General features: G+C 71.8%; 17 protein-coding genes and 1 pseudogene. 11 read left to right on the top strand and 7 right to left on the bottom strand.

Annotated elements, in window-relative coordinates; translation table 11 throughout:
- Nucleotides 1–26 precede the first annotated feature (26 nt).
- The 3 genes from ACFWVP_RS01075 to ACFWVP_RS01065 all read left to right on the top strand — a co-directional run bounded on the left by ACFWVP_RS01075 (nt 27) and on the right by ACFWVP_RS01065 (nt 3,051).
- The gene (locus ACFWVP_RS01075; RefSeq protein ID WP_384492828.1) at nt 27–866 is read left to right on the top strand and encodes an alpha/beta fold hydrolase; all 840 of its coding nucleotides are present in this window, start codon (nt 27–29) and stop codon (nt 864–866) included.
- Between the two features lie 101 nt (nt 867–967).
- The gene (locus ACFWVP_RS01070; protein ID WP_384492827.1) at nt 968–1,801 is read left to right on the top strand and encodes an alpha/beta fold hydrolase; all 834 of its coding nucleotides are present in this window, start codon (nt 968–970) and stop codon (nt 1,799–1,801) included.
- 404 nt (nt 1,802–2,205) lie between these two features.
- A complete protein-coding gene (locus tag ACFWVP_RS01065) occupies nt 2,206–3,051 on the top strand; it encodes a MerR family transcriptional regulator (protein WP_384492826.1) in 846 nt (281 codons plus the stop codon).
- A gap of 364 nt (nt 3,052–3,415) precedes the next feature.
- On the opposite strand, the gene ACFWVP_RS01060 is transcribed toward ACFWVP_RS01065, so the two are convergent.
- On the bottom strand, nt 3,416–4,639 hold the full coding sequence (locus tag ACFWVP_RS01060) for a phosphatidylserine/phosphatidylglycerophosphate/cardiolipin synthase family protein (RefSeq protein ID WP_384492825.1): 1,224 nt from the start codon (nt 4,637–4,639) through the stop codon (nt 3,416–3,418).
- 211 nt (nt 4,640–4,850) lie between these two features.
- On the opposite strand from ACFWVP_RS01060, the gene ACFWVP_RS01055 reads away from it, so the two are divergent.
- The 7 genes and pseudogenes from ACFWVP_RS01055 (at nt 4,851) to ACFWVP_RS01025 (ending at nt 9,105) form a co-directional block, all read left to right on the top strand.
- On the top strand, nt 4,851–5,093 hold the full coding sequence (locus tag ACFWVP_RS01055) for a DUF6411 family protein (protein WP_384492824.1): 243 nt from the start codon (nt 4,851–4,853) through the stop codon (nt 5,091–5,093).
- 198 nt (nt 5,094–5,291) lie between these two features.
- Entirely contained in the window at nt 5,292–6,170 is an 879-nt protein-coding gene (locus tag ACFWVP_RS01050) for an RNA polymerase sigma factor SigF (RefSeq protein ID WP_384492823.1), read from the top strand.
- Between the two features lie 159 nt (nt 6,171–6,329).
- On the top strand, nt 6,330–6,566 hold the full coding sequence (locus ACFWVP_RS01045; RefSeq protein WP_384492822.1) for a DUF5133 domain-containing protein: 237 nt from the start codon (nt 6,330–6,332) through the stop codon (nt 6,564–6,566).
- A gap of 187 nt (nt 6,567–6,753) precedes the next feature.
- The gene (locus ACFWVP_RS01040; RefSeq protein WP_384492821.1) at nt 6,754–7,629 is read left to right on the top strand and encodes a DUF4394 domain-containing protein; all 876 of its coding nucleotides are present in this window, start codon (nt 6,754–6,756) and stop codon (nt 7,627–7,629) included.
- 454 nt (nt 7,630–8,083) lie between these two features.
- A complete protein-coding gene (locus ACFWVP_RS01035) occupies nt 8,084–8,584 on the top strand; it encodes a hypothetical protein (RefSeq protein WP_384492820.1) in 501 nt (166 codons plus the stop codon).
- A gap of 61 nt (nt 8,585–8,645) precedes the next feature.
- Nucleotides 8,646–8,971 (top strand): annotated as a pseudogene (locus ACFWVP_RS01030) (MFS transporter); the annotation flags it as partial.
- The gene (locus tag ACFWVP_RS01025; protein ID WP_384493017.1) at nt 8,956–9,105 is read left to right on the top strand and encodes a hypothetical protein; all 150 of its coding nucleotides are present in this window, start codon (nt 8,956–8,958) and stop codon (nt 9,103–9,105) included. The pseudogene ACFWVP_RS01030 and the gene ACFWVP_RS01025, both read left to right, overlap by 16 nt.
- A 56-nt stretch (nt 9,106–9,161) precedes the next feature.
- Here ACFWVP_RS01025 and ACFWVP_RS01020 read toward each other — a convergent pair whose 3' ends face one another.
- The 3 genes from ACFWVP_RS01020 to ACFWVP_RS01010 form a co-directional block, all read right to left on the bottom strand.
- Entirely contained in the window at nt 9,162–10,517 is a 1,356-nt protein-coding gene (locus ACFWVP_RS01020; RefSeq protein ID WP_384492819.1) for a carboxyl transferase domain-containing protein, read from the bottom strand.
- Entirely contained in the window at nt 10,510–11,967 is a 1,458-nt protein-coding gene (locus tag ACFWVP_RS01015) for an acyl-CoA synthetase (RefSeq protein ID WP_384492818.1), read from the bottom strand. The genes ACFWVP_RS01020 and ACFWVP_RS01015 overlap by 8 nt, the downstream gene beginning before the upstream one ends.
- A 71-nt stretch (nt 11,968–12,038) precedes the next feature.
- Nucleotides 12,039–13,250: an MFS transporter gene (locus tag ACFWVP_RS01010; protein ID WP_384492817.1), complete on the bottom strand. Its 1,212-nt coding sequence runs from the start codon at nt 13,248–13,250 to the stop codon at nt 12,039–12,041.
- A 158-nt stretch (nt 13,251–13,408) separates the two neighbouring features.
- Between ACFWVP_RS01010 and ACFWVP_RS01005 the strand changes: the two genes are divergently transcribed.
- Entirely contained in the window at nt 13,409–13,840 is a 432-nt protein-coding gene (locus ACFWVP_RS01005) for an Lrp/AsnC family transcriptional regulator (RefSeq protein ID WP_384492816.1), read from the top strand.
- Here the strand turns inward: ACFWVP_RS01005 and ACFWVP_RS01000 are convergent.
- The 3 genes from ACFWVP_RS01000 to ACFWVP_RS00990 all read right to left on the bottom strand — a co-directional run bounded on the left by ACFWVP_RS01000 (nt 13,818) and on the right by ACFWVP_RS00990 (nt 17,084).
- Complete coding sequence (locus ACFWVP_RS01000) at nt 13,818–15,323, bottom strand: GAF domain-containing protein (protein ID WP_384492815.1); 1,506 nt, start codon at nt 15,321–15,323, stop codon at nt 13,818–13,820. The two genes, ACFWVP_RS01005 and ACFWVP_RS01000, sit on opposite strands and share 23 nt — an antisense overlap.
- An 18-nt stretch (nt 15,324–15,341) precedes the next feature.
- Nucleotides 15,342–16,379 carry a rod shape-determining protein gene (locus tag ACFWVP_RS00995; protein ID WP_384492814.1) on the bottom strand — a complete coding sequence of 346 codons (1,038 nt, stop codon included), beginning with the start codon at nt 16,377–16,379 and terminating at the stop codon, nt 15,342–15,344.
- Between the two features lie 132 nt (nt 16,380–16,511).
- Nucleotides 16,512–17,084 carry a hypothetical protein gene (locus ACFWVP_RS00990; RefSeq protein WP_384492813.1) on the bottom strand — a complete coding sequence of 191 codons (573 nt, stop codon included), beginning with the start codon at nt 17,082–17,084 and terminating at the stop codon, nt 16,512–16,514.
- Nucleotides 17,085–17,140: the final 56 nt, after the last annotated feature.

Below are 17,140 nucleotides of genomic sequence, written 5' to 3'. Positions count from 1 at the left end.
TCAACCAACCAAGAGGGATCTCACGCATGCGCACCACCCGTTACGTCCGTCCGAGCCGCAGAACCGCGCTGCTCGGCGTCACCGCGGCCGTAGGGCTGTCCGTCGCCGCCGTGACCCTGCCCGGCACAGCCGGCGCGGCGCCCCACCACGCGATACGTCCGACGATCGTGCTGGAACACGGAGCGTTCGCCGACGCATCGAGCTGGGACGGCGTCGTCGCCCGGCTGCAGCGCGCCGGCTATCCGGTGGTGTCCGCCGCCAACCCGCTGCGCGGCCCGGCGACCGATGCCGCCTACCTGCGCAGCGTCCTCGACCACATCGACGGACCCGTGGTCCTGGTCGGCCACTCCTACGGCGGCACCGTCATCAGCCAGGCCGCCGCGGGCCTCGAGGACAAGGTGAAGGCCCTGGTCTACATCGCGGCGTTCCTGCCCGACACGGGCGAGAGCTCGATCGGGCTGACGGACAAGTTCCCCGGCAGCACACTCGGGCAGGCCGTCGAGTCCGTCAACTACGCCCTGCCCGACGGTGGTCAGGGCGCGGACGTGTACATCAAGCCGGAGAAGTTCCGCAGTCAGTTCGCCGCAGATGTTCCGGCGGACAGGACCAGGCTCATGGCAGCCGGGCAGCGTCCGATCGCCGCCGCCGCTCTGGAGGAGAAGTCCACCCAGGCAGCCTGGAAGACGATCCCCTCCTGGTCACTGGTCACCACGGAGGACCGCAACATCCCCGTGGCCGCCCAGCGCTTCATGTCGACCCGCGCCAAGGCCCGCACGACGACCATCGACGCGTCTCACGCGGTGTCCGTATCGCGCCCCGAGGCCGTCACCCGCATCGTCGAGCAGGCGGCCCGCACGGTCCGATGACCGGCAGCTTCACCCTGCCGCCTCATCGCACCTCACCGCACAACCCTGCCCGATCGGGCACTTCACCATCAGACGCGTTCACACCGGAAGGCAGCACCACCATGGCGTTCATCACCGTCGACCACGAGAACTCCACCAGCATCGAGCTGTACTACGAGGACCACGGCACGGGGCAGCCCGTCGTTCTGATCCACGGATACCCGCTCGACGGCCACTCCTGGGAGAAGCAGTCCGCCGCACTCCTGTCGGCCGGCTACCGCGTGATCACGTACGACCGGCGCGGTTTCGGCCGCTCCGGCCGGCCCACCACCGGCTACGACTACGACACCTTCGCCGCCGACCTGAACGTCATCCTGGAGACCCTCGACCTCAACGACGCCGTTCTCGTGGGCTTCTCCATGGGCACCGGTGAGGTCGGCCGTTACCTGGGCACCTACGGCTCCGCCCGGATCGCCAAGGCTGCCTTCCTCGCCTCCCTCGAACCCTTCCTCCTCAGGACCGACGACAACCCCGGCGGCGTCGACGGCACCATCTTCAAGGACATCGAAGGCGCTGTCACCGCCGACCGCTACGCCTACTTCACCGAGTTCTACGAGAACTTCTACAACCTCGACGAGAACCTCGGCACCCGCATCAGCGAGGAAGCCGTCCGCAACAGCTGGAACGTCGCCGCCGGCGCCTCCTCGTACGCCTCCCTGGCCTGCGTGGCCACCTGGTCCACCGACTTCCGTGCCGACCTGCCCAAGATCGATGTTCCGACGCTGATCCTGCACGGCACCGCCGACCGCATCCTGCCCATCGAGGCCACCGGAGAACGCTTCCACCAGGCACTCCCGCAGGCCGACTACGTCGTCATCGACGGCGCGCCCCACGGCCTGCTGTGGACCCACGCCCAGGAAGTCACCGACGCCCTCCTCACGTTCCTCGCCAAGTGACCAGCGGCCGACGCCTCACCTGCCGCGAGGTGGCACGCGGCAGGTTACGCGCAGGGCGGGAAGCCGAGCCGTACCCCCGCTGCCGCACCGCAGGACCGTGAGCCGCGCGAAGCATGCCGTCGAGCCGACGACAGTGGTCGACGCGCATCATGGCGGCAGCACGACCGGGCAGCCGCGCAGGGGCGGTTGCCCGGCCGGTGACGGCACCTGCCGCGTGCCGGGTGCGGGGTGTCGCAGCGGTCGCCGCACAGAACAGCGGGTAGCGGAACGGGGAGTACGGATGAGGGCCCGACATGCGCGCCGCTCGCCGTGGGACCTCGACGTGGCGCGGGCTGACAGGCCCGTGCCACGTGCATGGGCTCGGTACCGGACCTCGCGGTCGCTGCAAGGCCGAGGATGGCAGCATGTTGTCGATCAGTGATTTCAGCGAGATGTGTGACCTGCCGCCGCAGACACTTCGGTACTACCACGCCGAAGGCCTGCTCGTTCCGGCCGAGGTCGACGAGCGGACCGGCTACCGCTCCTACGCGTTCGGGCAGGTCGAACGGGCCATGCTGATCACCGTACTGCGCGGCACAGGTATGAGCGTGACGCTCGTCCGACGCGCTCTCGACCAGCCTGGCCGGGCACCGATCCTCTTGCGGCAGCACGTGACGGAGGTGCGACAGCAGCGCCGGGTGCAGGACGAGGCCATCAGAGACGCACGCGAGTTGCTCACGTCGCCTCCCGAAGCGGTCCTGCGCCACGTCGACGAGATGACCGTGGCGTCGAAGCGGGTGCCGTGCCCACCCGCCGGGCGCGACCCGTACGACTGGAACGCGGCCGACGCCGCGGTCACTGCCGCGGTTCAGGATGTGGTGAGGACCGTGGAGTCGTACGGAGCCGTGGTGGCCGGGACGCCTTGGCGAACCCTGGCCGCCGGGACCCCCGAACAGAAGAGCCGGATCCTCGCCGGTGAGGGACCGCAGTGGCTGGTCAAAGTCCCCGTCGCGGCGGACGAAGAGGTGGTGTTGGCGTCCCTGCCTGCCGACATCGAGGTGGAGACGTTCGAATCCCGGGACGAGCTGTCGATCTTCATGCCGGGCAGGAGCTCGATGGCCAAGCACGGCACAGCGCTCTCACGTCTCCTCACGCACCCCCTCGACGCCGCCTACGTCGACACCTCCCGTATGCGCCATCTGCTGCACGACGACGGGATCGAAACCGCCACGGCCATCCGTGAGTTCCGCGAGCCGAGTGCCGACGAATGACCTCAGGGCGGTCGCACCGCCGTCCACATCCCCTGCGCGGGGCTGCCCGGACGCTGCGAAGGGAGGCGGCGTTTCGCGCGGAACGCTGTGAAGGCGCGGTGTCCGACGACGCGGTGGCCCAGCCGTGCGGACGTCGCTGCCTTCGTGCTTCGGGCCGCGCACGGCAGCGAGTGACGTGCGTCGCGATGCCGTGGTCACCGAAGGAGTACCCGCCGAACCTGGAGGGGATGAAGCCGCCCCGGCGGCTGACGCCGACGGCCGCGCCTCGATGCTCAACGCCTCGGCGAAGGCCACCAGGGGGACGCCGCGCCGGAATCGGGAGTCGCCTCACGGGCTGTGACGCGGCGCCGGCCGGCCGAGGCGGTCACAGGTAGCGGCGGATGGGCTGAACGGCCGCCTCGCGGGCGCGTTGTGCCAGCGAGCGCTTCTTCCAGCGACCCCGGCTGATCAGTTGGCTCACGGCCATGTCCTGATCGAAGTGACTGTCCAGCGTCGCGGTGAACTCCTCGTCCAGGACGGCGAGCATGACCTCTTCGTCGTGGTCGAGTGAGCGCCGGTTGAAGTTCGTCGATCCGATCAGGGCGGCGACGTGGTCGACGGTGATCACCTTGGCGTGCATCATCGTCGGCTGGTACTGGAAGATCTTGACCCCGCAGGCGGTCAGGTCCTCGTAGAAGTGCTGCCCCGCCAGCTGGCAGACCCGCTTGTCGGTGTGCGGTCCGGGCAGCAGTATCTCCACCTCGACGCCCCGGCGTGCGGTGGCGCAGAGGAGCTCGATGAAATACCTGTCGGGTGAGAAGTAGGCGGTGGAGAGCCGGAAGCGTTCCTCGGCTGATTCCAGCATGACGCGCATCAGGGTCTGCATGTCCTGCCAGCCGAAGCTGGCTGAGCCGCGTACGACCTGCACGACCGAGTTCCCCTGAGGGCTGTGCTTGATGAAGCGGTCGTGGTCGTCGAAGAGGTCGTCGTGGCACTCGGCCCAGTTCTGGGCGAACGCGGCTGCGATGCCGTCCACGGCGGGGCCGCGGACCTGGACGTGGGTGTCGCGCCACTCGTGCTCGTCGCGCGCGTCACCGCACCATTCCTCGGCGATGCCGACGCCGCCGGTGAAGGCTGTCTCCTCATCCACGACCAGAACCTTGCGGTGGCAACGGTGGTTCTGCTTGAACGGTGAGAGGTGGAGCGGCTTACGGAACCACGCCACCTGCACCCCGGCCCGCTCCATCGCCTCCAGTTGCTCGGTCTCGATGAGCCGGCTGCCGAAACCGTCCAGGAGGAGCCGCACCCGCAGGCCCGCGCGGGCCCGCTCCGCGAGCGTCTGGGCGAACTGTCGGGCTATGTCACCCTTCCAGTAGACGAAGGTCATCATGTCCACGGTGTAACGGGCCGCGCGGATGCCTTCCAGCATCGCCGCGAAGATCTCGTCCCCGTTCCGCAAGGGGACGAGGGCGTTGCCTTCGGTGGCCGCGACGCCGATCAGCCGCTCCAGCCGACGTCTTATCCGCGTAGCGCGCTCCTCGGCCGACGCTCCGGTTCGAGGCTCCGGGGAGTCGTCGGTCAGCTCCGGGGGATTCTGCGTACTGGTCATGACCTCACCTGGCCGGCAAAAGGATCGGAATCGGGGTCCGTACACGGCCCGGTCCGGCGCGGGCTGGTACAGCGAGCCGACTGTACGCCTGTGGACCTGTGCCCCCGACCCCGTGGTCCGGCACCCTGTCCTCCCTCGGCGGTCATCTCCGCGCATGCCGTCGCGCCTTACGGGCATGCGACAGATACACCCCGACCCAAGGAGCCCCCGAATGATGATTGTCGGTATCATCGCCCTTTGTGCCGTTCTGGCTATCCTCGCCTTCTTCGTCCCCGGCCTGTCCCGCCGCCCCGAACGTGGCACCCAGCGCACTCTGGGCTTGGGATCGCGGGCCGGCGGCAAGGCCCCGGGCGTCCTGGGCCGCATCTTCAGCAAGCCCTTCCGCAGCAGCTCCAAGGCGGTGGGCCGCAGTGGGTCAGCCGGTCGGCGCTCCCGCGGTCGCATGCCGTTCTAAGACAGTGACGGCCTTCGGACAACAGGTTCCAGGAGCCGGGTCACGGCCTGTCAGCGGCCCGCGGGGGGCGCCGGCACCGCATCGCCCACCGGCTGTTTCCGGCCCGGAACGGTTTCTGTACCGCGGGACGGGCGTGGAGTAACCGCATGGGGGCAGGAGCGGATCCAGGACGAACGCACCACCTGGAAAGGATGGACCATGGCAACCGCTTCTGCGCCCACCACGAGCGCCGCACGCACCGAGGCCGCGAATCCGCCCCTGGACAGATCCGGCGATCTGCCGTGGATCGAGGACGCGGGAAAGGTCGCACCCAAGGACGCCCGGGCCCTGTCGAAGCTGTTCCTCGATCAGCTCCAGGTACTGGAAGAGGGAACGCGCGAGTACCAGTACGCCCGTAACACCCTCATCGAGATGAACCTCTCCCTGGTCCAGTTCGCCGCGCGCCGGTTCCGTAACCGCGGCAGCGGGGACATGGAGGACATCATCCAGGTCGGCACCATCGGCCTGATCAAGGCGATCGACCGATTCGACCTCTCTCGCGAAGTCGAGTTCACCACCTTCGCCGTCCCCTACATCGTCGGCGAGATCAAAAGATTCTTCCGCGACACCACCTGGGCCGTCCACGTGCCCCGACGGCTCCAGGAACTACGGGTGGAGATCGCCAAGGCCAAGGAGCAGCTCGCCACCGCCCTGGACCGCGAACCGACGGTCAAGGAACTCGGCGCGCACCTCGAACTGAGTGAAGACGACATCATCGAAGGGATCGTCGCCTCCAACGGCTACACCGCCGGCTCCCTGGAGCTACCGGGCGACGGTGAGAACTCCTCGGGTGCCGCCCGCAGCTACGCCGACGTACTCGGCGAAGCGGACCCCGCCATGGACACCGTGGAAAACCTGCACACCCTGGCCCCGCTCCTCGGCCGGCTCGACGACCGGCAGCGGCGCATCATAGAGATGCGCTTCGGCCAGGAGATGACCCAGGCCCAGATCGGCGCGGAACTCGGCCTCTCCCAGATGCACGTCTCCCGGCTCCTGAACCGCATCCTCGGCCAGCTTCGCACCGGCATGCTCGCCTGAACCCCCTTCGTGGCCGGCGGCGAACGCCGGCCACGCTGAACGCGAGAGCCCACCGAACGCGGTACACGCCGCTCGATGCGGGCCCTCGGTACGTCGTACGCGCATTCCCGCAGGCAGCCGGTCCTGGCGAAACGGGTCGGCAAACGAAGGAGTCTCCCCATGCTGGTGGCCCATCCCGCGATACTTCGCAGTCTCCTTCAGCGTTACGAAACGCTGCTCGCGCAGGACACCGGGCAATGTTCCGCCGGCATCCGCCGGGAACTGGAAGACGTCACCTACACGTTGTGCGTGTCCACCGGGACACTCACCGCCGAAGCGGCCTTGGCCAAGGCCCGACAGCAGCTCGCCGCCGCTCTCGCCGACCAGCCGGTAGGTGACGTTCAGCTCACCAGCTGACGCGCACAGCGGATCGGTGCGTGGGGTGACGGCAAGGCCTCCGCCGCGGGTCCGTGGCTACCGGTACCTTATGGGCCATTCGGTGCATATTGCCCTGTCTGACCAAACCGGAGTGAAGGTGGCGCCGAAGTAACGGGTGGACCCGCCCCGTTCCGTGGGCGGGCTGACTACCGTTCGGAGTGCAACCGTGCGTACTCGTCTTCTTTCGGCCGCCGCAGCCGGCGCCATCGCTCTGTCCCTTGCCGCCCCCGCTCTCGCATCGGCCGGAACCGAGCCCACCCCGTTCGGTCCACGCGGGCGTGCGGCGTCGCCCGGTCTCATCAGCGTGGGGCTGACCTCCGACCAGCGCCTGATCGGCTTCCAGGTCACCGACCCCGGCGACAGCTGGTCGTTCGGCAAGGTCTCCGGCCTGAGGGCGGACAGGAAGCTGGTCGGCATCGACTTCCGGGTCCAGAACGGCAAGCTCTACGGTGTCGGCGACCGGGGTGGCGTCTACACGGTCAACAGCGACGCCCGGGCCGTCAAGGTCTCCCAGCTCACCGTCGCCCTCGCGGGCAGGAACTTCGGCGTCGACTTCAACCCCGCCGCCAACCGCCTGCGCGTCATCAGCGACACCGGCCAGAACCTGCGCCACAACATCGACGACCCGGCCGCACCGCGCACCACCACCGTCGACGGCACCCTCACCAACCCGACCGCACCGCCCTCGACCGCGCTCGGCGTCACCGGGGCCGCCTACACCAACAACGACCTCAACGCGGCCACCGCGACCACCCTGTTCGACATCGACACGGTCAACGACCGGGTCTCCCTCCAGTCCCCGGCCAACGCTGGCACGCTCGCCCCCACCGGAAGCCTGGGAGTGAACACCGGACCCTGGGCCGGGTTCGACATCTACTACACGCCCTCCGACGGCTCCAACCGCGGTTTCGCCGCACTGTCCACGGGTGGGAAGCAGCGTTTCTACCAGGTCGGCATCCTCGACGGTGAGACGTCCCTCGTCGGCTCGTTCCCGGCCGGCCGCCCGGTCGTCGACATCGCGCTCCCGTTGAACCAGAACTGAGAACGACCCGCCCGGTGTCGGCAGAAACCCCGCCGACACCGGGCGGACGAACCGCTACGGCAGGCGAGCGGACGAGCGGACCGTTGCCACAGCCCGGGAAGGGGGCCGGGCACCGGCCTGCGGCACGGCGGCATGGGCAGGCACGGCGGCTGCTCAGGCACGGCGGCTGCTCAGGCACGGCGGCGTGCTCAGACCTCGTCGTACCGTAGATTCTCCGGTTCGGACCCGTCGAGACGCTTGGCATATCCTCGGACGATCGCCTCGTCGGGGGCGGCGCTCTTCGCCGCCCGGAGCGCGTAGGGGCGCCGCCCGACGCGACCGTCTCGCGGGCCGGGTCCACGCCCTCGGATATGAGCGGGCGGTCCCAGGCCTGCGGTTCTCGTGCTCCAGTCCCCCGGGGCTCTCTGCAGCGGCGGTCGAGTGCGGTGAGAGGCCGTGCGACGAGACTGCGCACATGAATCGGATGAAGCCCGCGCGGCTGGAGTGGAAGAACCTCACGTCGAGACCGGCCCGGCGGGCCGCCGTCTGTGCGGCGGCCGTCGGTCTGCTGGCCCCGTTGGCGGCCGGGACCGCGGAGGCGTCCCACCGGTACTCCGTACCGGTGGGGAGCTGGCAGGCGCAGGTGACGCGCGAGGGCGCCGCCTACGAGGTGCGGTTGTCGTTCCGGCTGGACCGGACGGTCTGCCTGGTGTCCCCGGCCGGTGCCAGCAAGGGCAGTTGGAGCAGGACGGGAACCGACGCCTTCGACTACCGCATACGCGAGACGTGGCACGACGAGGGCGGCGCCGTGACGGGCTGGGTCGACATCGACCAGGACGCGGAGCAGAGCGGCTCCTCCTTCACCAGCTCCGGGGTCTCGACGGTGTACCGCCCGGACGGGACCGTCGACAGCAGCGTCCCGGTGACCATCAGCGCCGTACGGACGGGGCCGCCGGACCCGGCCGCCTGCGCGTGACCACCGCGGGGCCCGTCCCGGGCGGCGGGCCCCGCACCGTACGCGGTCGCTACCATCCCCTGTGACCGAAACAGCCGAACAACCTGTACCCCGCACGCGCATACTCGCCGACCTGACGCCCCTGCGGACGCGATCGACCACCGGCGGCTCTGGTTCGGGAACACCGTCTCCTGGATCGGGCAGGGCATGACGGCGCTGGCCGTCTCGCTCCAGGTCTACGACATCACCGGGTCCGCGTTCTCCGTCGGGCTGATCGGTCTCCGCTCGTTCGTCCCGCTGGTGCTGCTCGGGCTGTACAGCGGGGCCTTCGCGGACACCGTCGACCGCCGCGAACCGGCCTGTTCAGCGCGACCGGATCGTTCGGGCTCTCCGTGGGCCTGGCCGCCGGCTCCGTCGCCGACCTGTCCTCCCCGGCCGTCGCGGTGACCGGCGGCGGCATCGCGTGCATCCTGCTGGTGTGCCTGCTCGGGCTGCGATGGCGCGACTTCGCCCGCTACGACGCCCGGGACCCGCAGCCGTAGCGGCAAGCGGCACGTGGCCCGCGCCGCACCCGAGCCCGCACCGCGCCCCGCAGCCCTCAGGGCAGCACGACCGGTCCCACGACCGAGCGGGCCACCCCCAGGTCCACCAGATCCTGCGGGCGGATACGGAGCTGGTCGGCGGTGGCACGCACCTCCTCGGGCCCGCGCTTCAGGATGGCCGCCGCCAACTCCGGTGCGATCACCGAGAAATAGCTGTCCGCCGTGACATGGGTACGGTCCGGTGAGGCGAGGGCCAGTGCCCCGCCCGAACCGCCCTCGCCGATCACCAGGGTCGTCACCGGCACCCGGGCGGCGGCGATCGCCGCGAAGGTGTCGGCGATGGCCGCGCCCGCACCCGCCCGTTCCGCCTCCGCGTCGTTCGCCGCGCCCGGGGTGTCGATCAGGGTCAGGACCGGAAGGCCGAGCCGGTCCGCGAGCCGGATCACCCGGGCCGCCGTCCGGTAACCGGCCGGGCGGGTCGCGGTGCCGCACTGGGCCACGTACACCACCGGCCGTCCCTCGTGCAGCCCCGCCCCGCAGAGCAGCCCCGGATCGCTGCCGCCGCACCGGTCGCCGTTCAGGGGCAGCCGGAAGTCGAAGTAGGCGTCCAGGTACGCCCCGGCCCGTGGCCGCGACGCGGCGCGGGCGTGGCGAACCGCGTCCCAGCCGGTCGCCGGCAGTGCCGTGTCCGACAGCGCGGCCGGAACCGGCGCCGCCGCCGGTCCGGCGGACGTGAGCACGGCCAGCCAGCGGCCCAGCGTCCCGGACAGCTCCCCGGCCGGCACGACCGCGTCGACCTGGCCCGCCGCCAGCTGCCCCTCGGCCGAGTACGCGAACGGGTCCGCGTCGGCGGGCCGCACCCGGGACCCGGCGAAGCCGATCTGGGCACCCGGCAGCGCCAGCACCACATCGGCACCCGCCCCCACGGTCGCCCAGCCGCCGCCGGTCGTCGGATCCCGCAGCACCGCGATCTGCGGCAGCCCCGCCGCGCGCAGCCGTGCCGATGCGCGGGCCACCCGCTGGAGCTGTATCAGCGCGACCATGCCCTCCTGCATGCGGCTGCCCCCGGTCGCGACGAGCGAGACGAGGGGGAGGCGGCGCTCCCCGGCGAGCGCGTACGCGGCCTCCAGCCGGTCCCCGGTACTCCCGCCCAACGAGCCGCCCAGGAAGCCGAATTCGAAGGAGACCAGGACACAGGGAAGGCCCTCGACGGTGGCGACCCCGTAGAGGACGGACTCCTCCTCGCCGGTCCTGGCGGCGGCACGGGCCCGGGAGTCGGCGTAGCCGCTCCAGCCGAGCGGGCCGTCCGCCGGGCCGGGGCGCTCGGGCGGACGGTGCTCGGTGAAGCTCCCGGTGAGAGCGGCGACGGCCTCCCGCGCCGACACGCGGCCGCCACCCTGCGAGTCAGACACCGAGCGACCTCTTCATGATCTTGCCCAGCTCGTTGCGGGGCAGGACGTCGAGGTAACGGACGACGCGCGGCCGCTTGTGCGGGGCCAGCAGGTCCGCCACATGGTCCGCCAGCTCCCGCTCGCCGGGCGGCGAACCCGGGTCGGCCGGCACCACCCAGGCGACGATCCGCTCCCCGAGATCGGCGTCCGGCTCGCCCGTGACGGCGGCCTCGCGGACCCCCGGATGGTCCAGCAGCGCGTTCTCGATCTCGCCCGCGCCGATCTTGTAACCGCCGCTCTTGATCAGGTCGGTGGCCTTGCGCCCGACGATCCGTACGTAGCCGCCGGGATCGACCGTGGCCATGTCGCCCGTACGGAACCAGCCGTCCGCGGTGAAGGCGGCGGCCGTCGCGTCGGGGCGGTTCAGATAACCGGTGAAGAGGTTCGGGCCGCGCACCTGGATCTCGCCGATGGACGCGGTGTCGTCGAGCACGGTGCCGTCCTCCTCGACGAGCCGCAGCTCCACGCCGGACAGCGGCGGGCCGACCGTCCCCGCGCGCGGAGCGCCGTCGGCGCGTACGCCCGTGTTCATCAGCGTCTCCGTCATCCCGTACCGCTCGATGACCCGGCGGCCGGTGGCCGCCGCGATCCGCTCGTGGTCGTGGACCGGCAGCGCCGCCGAGCCGGAGACCAGCAGCCGGGCACCCGCCAGAGCCTTCGTGAGGCTCCCGGCGGCGGCCGGACCGGCCAGCGCCCCGGCCAGCCGGTGGTACATCGTGGGCACGCCGAACAGCATCGTGCCGCCGGTGAGCAGCTCCCGGGCCACCCCCTCGGTGGTGAACCGGCCGAGATGGCGCACCGAGCCGCCCCGGCGCAGCGGGCCGAGCACGCCCAGGATCAGTCCGTGCACGTGGAACAGCGGCAGGGCGTGCACGAGGACGTCGTCGCCGGTCCACCCCCAGGCGTCCTCCAGCGCGTCCAGCGACGCGGCGATCGCCCGGCGGGGGAGCACGGCGCCCTTCGGCGGCCCCGTCGTCCCGGAGGTGTACACGATCAGGGCGGGGGACTCGGGGGACGGCTCGGGCGGGGGAGCGGACGGGGACACCGCCGCCGTGTCGACGTCGATCCGCGTCAGGCCGTCCAGCGCGGCGGGCAGTTCGTCACCGGCCCCGGCCAGCACCACCGAGGGTGTGCTGTCGGCGAGGATGTGCGCCAGCTCCTGCCCGCCCGTCCTCGGGTTGAGCGGTACGGCGGGCACGCCCGCCCGCAGGGCCGCCACCACCGCGACCACCGTCTCCGGGGTGGACGTGGCCCAGACGGCGACCCGCCCCGCGCCCGCGATCCGGTCCGCGAGGGAGCCGGACGCGCCGGCCAGTTGTGCGTACGTCAGGGCGTGTCCGTCGAACCGGACGGCCTCCCGCGAAGCCGTGGGGCCGGACGTCTCGTGCAGCGCAGGCAGAAGAGGAATCACGCCCCGAGCCTAGGCCCAACCGGCTCCGGCACCGGGGGAATGCCGCTGGAGACGCCACCGTCCTCGTGCGCTCAGTCCGCCGGCCGCAGGATCCGCATCCGGCCGTACGCGTACACGCAGCCGGCCAGCGCCAGGTCGGACAGCAGCATGAAGCCGATCGAGTACGAGTCCTTGGCGCTGTAGATCGCGCCCATCACCAGGGGCGGTACGAAGCCGCCGAGACCGCCCATCGCGCCGACGATGCCCGTCACACTGCCCACCTCGGCCTGCGGGGTCACCTGCGAGACGAGGGCGAAGACGCTGCCGCTCGCGGTGCCGAGCCCCGCCGCCATGCAGAGCAGCGCGATCGTGCCGACCGGATCCAGACCGGGTTCGAACGCCTGGAGGATCGCCATGAGCGCCGCGACCAGCAGTGCCGCCGCCGTGACCAGGGCCGGGTGGGCGCGGTCCGAGAGCCAGCCGCCGATCGGCCGGAAGATCACCGTGACCAGGGCGAATCCGGCCGCCTTCGTGCCCGCCTCGGTCGGTGACATGTCGTACCAGGTCTTCAGATACGTCGGCAGGTACACCCCGAACGCGACGATGCCGCCGAAGCCGATCGCGTACAGCGCGGACAGCTCCCAGGTGACCCGCAGCCGGCCCGCCTGCCCCAGCCGGTGCCCGAGCGAGTCCGTCGGCACCTGCCGGTCCGGGCGGTCCGTGATCAGGACGGCGGCCAGCAGCGAATAGACCACCAGCGCCCCGGCGACGACCAGGAACGGCAGGTTGTCGCCGTGCTTCGCGATACGGGGTGTGAAGTAGCCGGACAGCGCGACACCGCCCATGCCCATCCCGAACACACCGAGGGCGAGTCCCCGCTTCGCGGGCGGGAACCACGAGTTGACGAGCGGGATGCCGATCGCGAACGTCGTACCGCCCAGACCGAGCAGGAAGCCGACGGCGATCATCGCCCCGTAGGAGTCCCTCGCCGGGATCAGCAGCAGGACGGGGACGATCGTCAGCGCCGACACCGCGGGGAACATCAGCCGCGCACCGAACCTGTCGGTCAGCGCGCCCACCGGGATGCGGCCCAGCGAGCCGACGAGCACCGGCACCGCGACGAGGAACGACTGCTGGAACGAGTCGAGACCGAGCCGCTCCCTGTAGTCGCCGGACATCGGCGCGATCAGGTTCCACGCCCAGAAGGTGAGGGTGAAGCCGACCGTGGCCACGACGAGGTTCCGGTAGGCGGCGGAGGACTGTCCACGGTCCGGGGCGGGGGCCTGCTCGGCAGCTGTGTCCACGGGCCAAGTCAACGGGCGCGGCCCCCCGGCGGCCCGTCGGATTGCGCCATCCGGGGAGGAGCCCTCCGGCAGACGCGCCTAGGGCGACGGCCGCGCCGGGGCCCGGGCGGCCGCCGCTCACCCGCCGTTTCCGGGCCCGGGCTGCGACAATCGCAGGTATGGACCGGCTGGACAGAGAGATCCTCGGCATCCTCCAGGAGGACGCCCGGATCTCGTACCGCGATCTGGGCCTGCGCGTGGGGCTCAGCGCCAACGCGGCGGGCGACCGTGTACGCCGCATGCGCCGCGACGGGGTGATCCGCGGCTTCACGGTCATCGTCGACCCGGCCGCCGACACCCGGTCGGGACTCGTCGTCTTCATCGACGTGTCGCTGCGCCTCGACACCACGAACGAGGAGTTCGAACGCGCGGTGCTCACCCTGCCCGGCATCACCGAGGTGGTGCACGTGACGGGCGGCCACGACTACCTCGTACGGGCCACGGCCGCCGACCCCGGCTCCCTGGACGCCCTGCTGCGCCGGCTGAAACGCGACGCCGGTGTCGCCCACTCCAACACGCGCGTCGCGCTCAGAGCGGCGCCTGCCAGGTGACGGTCGGCGACCGGGTGCCGCTCTCGGTGCGCCCGTCGTCCGCGACCACCAGCCGCACCGCCGCGGCCCCGCCGGGCAGCCGCGCCGTCGCGTCCACCTCCACCTCGACGGCCGACACCCCCGTGCGGCGGTGCGCGGCGGCGAGCGCCCCGCGCAGCACACCGAGCAGCTGCCCTTCCACCGGCTCCGGCACCAGCGCGTCCACCGCCCCCGTGAAGTGCACGGACGGCTGGAAGCCCAGCACCGCCGCCGCGCCGCCCGTCTCGCGCAGCACCTTGCCGCGGAGGGTCGTGGGCGCGTCGGCGGGAGGCTGCTGCAGCGCGAAGATCGCGGTCCGGACCTCCTGGATCGTGGAGTCCAGCTCGTCGACGGCCGTAGCGAGCAGCTCGGCGGTTTCGGTGTCGCCCGCCAGGTCCTTGCGACGCGTCGACTCCAGCATCATCTCCGTCGCGAAGAGCCTCTGGACGACGAGGTCGTGCAGATCGCGGGCGATCCGGTCGCGGTCCTCGTAGACCGCGAGCTGCTCCCGGTAGTGCTGGGCGTCCGCCATCACCAGGGCCAGCGCGGCCTGGGAGGCGAACTGCGAGGCCAGCAGCCGGTCCACCGCCGTGTACGGGGGGCCGCCGCGCCGCCTGGGCAGGGCCAGGGTGCCGATGAGCCGGCCGCCGCTCTTCAGCGGCAGCATCATGCTGGGGCCGAACCGCGACCGCACGTGCGTCGTCATCCGCGGATCGGTCGCCGAATCCTCGATGAACACCTCCTCGCCGCCCAGCAGCTGGACGAGGACGGGTGAGCCCGGCTCGATGACGGCGCCGACGAGGCCCGCCGGGTCGTCGTGGGTGGAGGCGGCGACGATCTCCATCCCGCCGTCCCCGGTCGGCTGGAGGATCACCCCGGCCGACGCGCCGGCCAGCACCCTGGCCCGCTCGGCGACGGTCATCAGGGCGTCCGTCGTCCCGCTGCCGGTCAGCAGCGCCCTGGTGACGGCGGCGGCCCCCTCGATCCACTGCTCGCGCTGGCGCGCCACCTCGTACAGATGGGCGCCGCCGATGGCCGCGCCCGCCTGGGAGGCGAGCAGCCGCAGCAGCGCCGTGTCCGTGTCGGTGAAGTGCCCCGAGACCTTCCCGGTGACGCACAGACTGCCGAGCACCTCGGTGTGCACCCGGATCGAGGAGCCGAGGAAGGATCGCGTCGGGGGGTGCCCGGGAGGCGTGCCGCAGGAGCGCGGATCGGTGGTCAGGTCGTCCAGGCGCAGCGGCTCCGGGTCGTCGACGAGGACCCCGAGCACCCCCCTGCGGCCGTCCGGGAGACGGCCGACGCGCCGGCGTTCGGCGTCGGTCAGCCCGGTGGTGAACAGGTCGACGACGCGGTGGCTGTCCCGGTCGAGGACGGCCAGGGCGCCGTAGCGCGCGCCGGTCAGCGCCGTGGTGGTGTCCACGAGGTGCTGGAGGGTGGTCCGCAGTTCGAGACCGGTCTCGCCCACGGGGGGTCCCGGTGGCTCTCAGCCGACGAGCGGATTGAGGACCAGCGGCTGGACCTTGCCGTCCAGCATGGCGCCGAGCCCGAGCACGGAGCACACGTCGGGCCGCTCGGCGATGTGCACCGGCACGCCCGTCGCGTCCCGCAGCATCTGGTCGAGCCCCGGCAGCAGGGCGCTCCCGCCGACCATCATGATCCCGGAGTCCGCGATGTCGGCCACCAGGTCGGGCGGGCAGTCGCGCAGCACCTTGCCCAGGCCGTCCAGCACCGCGGTGAGCGGGGTGTGGATCGCCTGTCGTACGGCGGCGGTGTCGACCTGTACCGAACGGGCCAGGCCGGTGGCCACGTCGCGGCCGTGGATCTCCGTCACCGCGGGGCCGCTGAGCGTCAGGCCGTTGCCCCGGAGCGCGAGCTGCAGGGGGCGTACGGACTGGCTGGGCAGCATCAGTTCGTGGTGCTGGCGCAGATGCTGGATGACCGCCTGGTCGATGGCCTCGCCGCCGATCGGGATGCGTACGGCCGTCACGATCGAGCCGAGCGAGAGTACGGCGATCTGCGTGGTGGCGGCCCCGCACACCATGATCATGGTGGCGGTCGGCTGCTCGACGGGCAGCCCGCAGCCGACGGCCGCCGCGATCAGGGTGTCGACCAGCTCCACCCGGCGCGCGCCGAGCCCCACGAGGGTCTCGACGGTCGCCCGCTGGGCCAGCGGATCGGCGTCGTGCGGGGTACAGGCGGCGGCGCGCAGCCGGGGCTTGCGGCGCAGCTGGCGGCGGAGCTTCTCGCCCAGCAGGTGGCGCAGCATGCGCTGGGCCATGTCGATGTCGACGACGGTCCCCCCGGAGACCGGACGGACCACCCGGATGTACGCGGGTGTACGGCCGGTCATCTGCTCGGCGAGGGCCCCGACGGCGATGAGCGAGCCGGTACGGGTGTTCACGGCGGCGACACTGGGCTCGTCGACGACGAGCCCCACTCCCTTGATGTACACACGGGTCCTCGCGGCCCCGAGGTCGACGGCGACATGGCAACGGCGCAACTGATCGAGACTGACGGTCACGGCAGGTTCTCCCGAGAGCGCTGACGGGGGGCACCGGCGGCAGCCGGCTCTCCTGGCATCGTCCCGCCGCGACGGGGGCGCCGCGCGCTGGGTGAGCCGTCGGGGGGAACCCGGCTGACGGGGCGCCAGATGTCAGGAGCCGCCGGGAAGCAGCCGCTGGAACAGGCCCCAGGTGAACTCGGCGACGTACGGCCGGTGGTCGGCCGGATCGGTGAGGGCGAGCGCCCGACGGGTCGGGGCGCTGCCCTCCATCGGGCGGACCGGCGCGAAGGCCCGGGCCACCTCGTCCACGGTGCAGGACCACGGGCGCAGGTCACCGACGGTGCGCAGCCCGGGGCCGGCCGCCCCCGGGGCGCGGACCAGCCATTCGTTCCACACGGCACCGCCGGGGCCGGCCATCACCTCGAACCGCAGACCGGGCCAGAGCGGCAGCGGCCACAGCAGCGCGTCGCACTCCAGATCGCCGACCCTGCGGCGTACGGAACTCTCCGGCTCGCCGAGCACCGAGCGGTAACGGCGCAGTGCGCCCCGGCCGCGCGGGGCGCGCAGCATGGCCTGCCAGCGGCGGTTCGCCTCCCGCATCTCGGCGAGCGAGGCGCTCAGTTCGCGCCGGGCGTCCTCCACCAGGTCCGGTTGGTGGTCGGCCATCCGGCGCAGCAGGACGAGCTGGAACTGGAGCGGCCCGAACGGGGCGGGAGCGGTCATGGCGCCCATCCTGCCGCGTCTCACGCGTATCGGACGGCGTGCTTCGGAATCCGGGA

Source organism: Streptomyces sp. NPDC058637 (assembly GCF_042717325.1).
GTDB lineage: Bacteria > Actinomycetota > Actinomycetes > Streptomycetales > Streptomycetaceae > Streptomyces.
The sequence above is the reverse complement of the archived record's forward strand: the minus strand, read 5'-3'. Positions and strand labels throughout refer to the sequence as shown.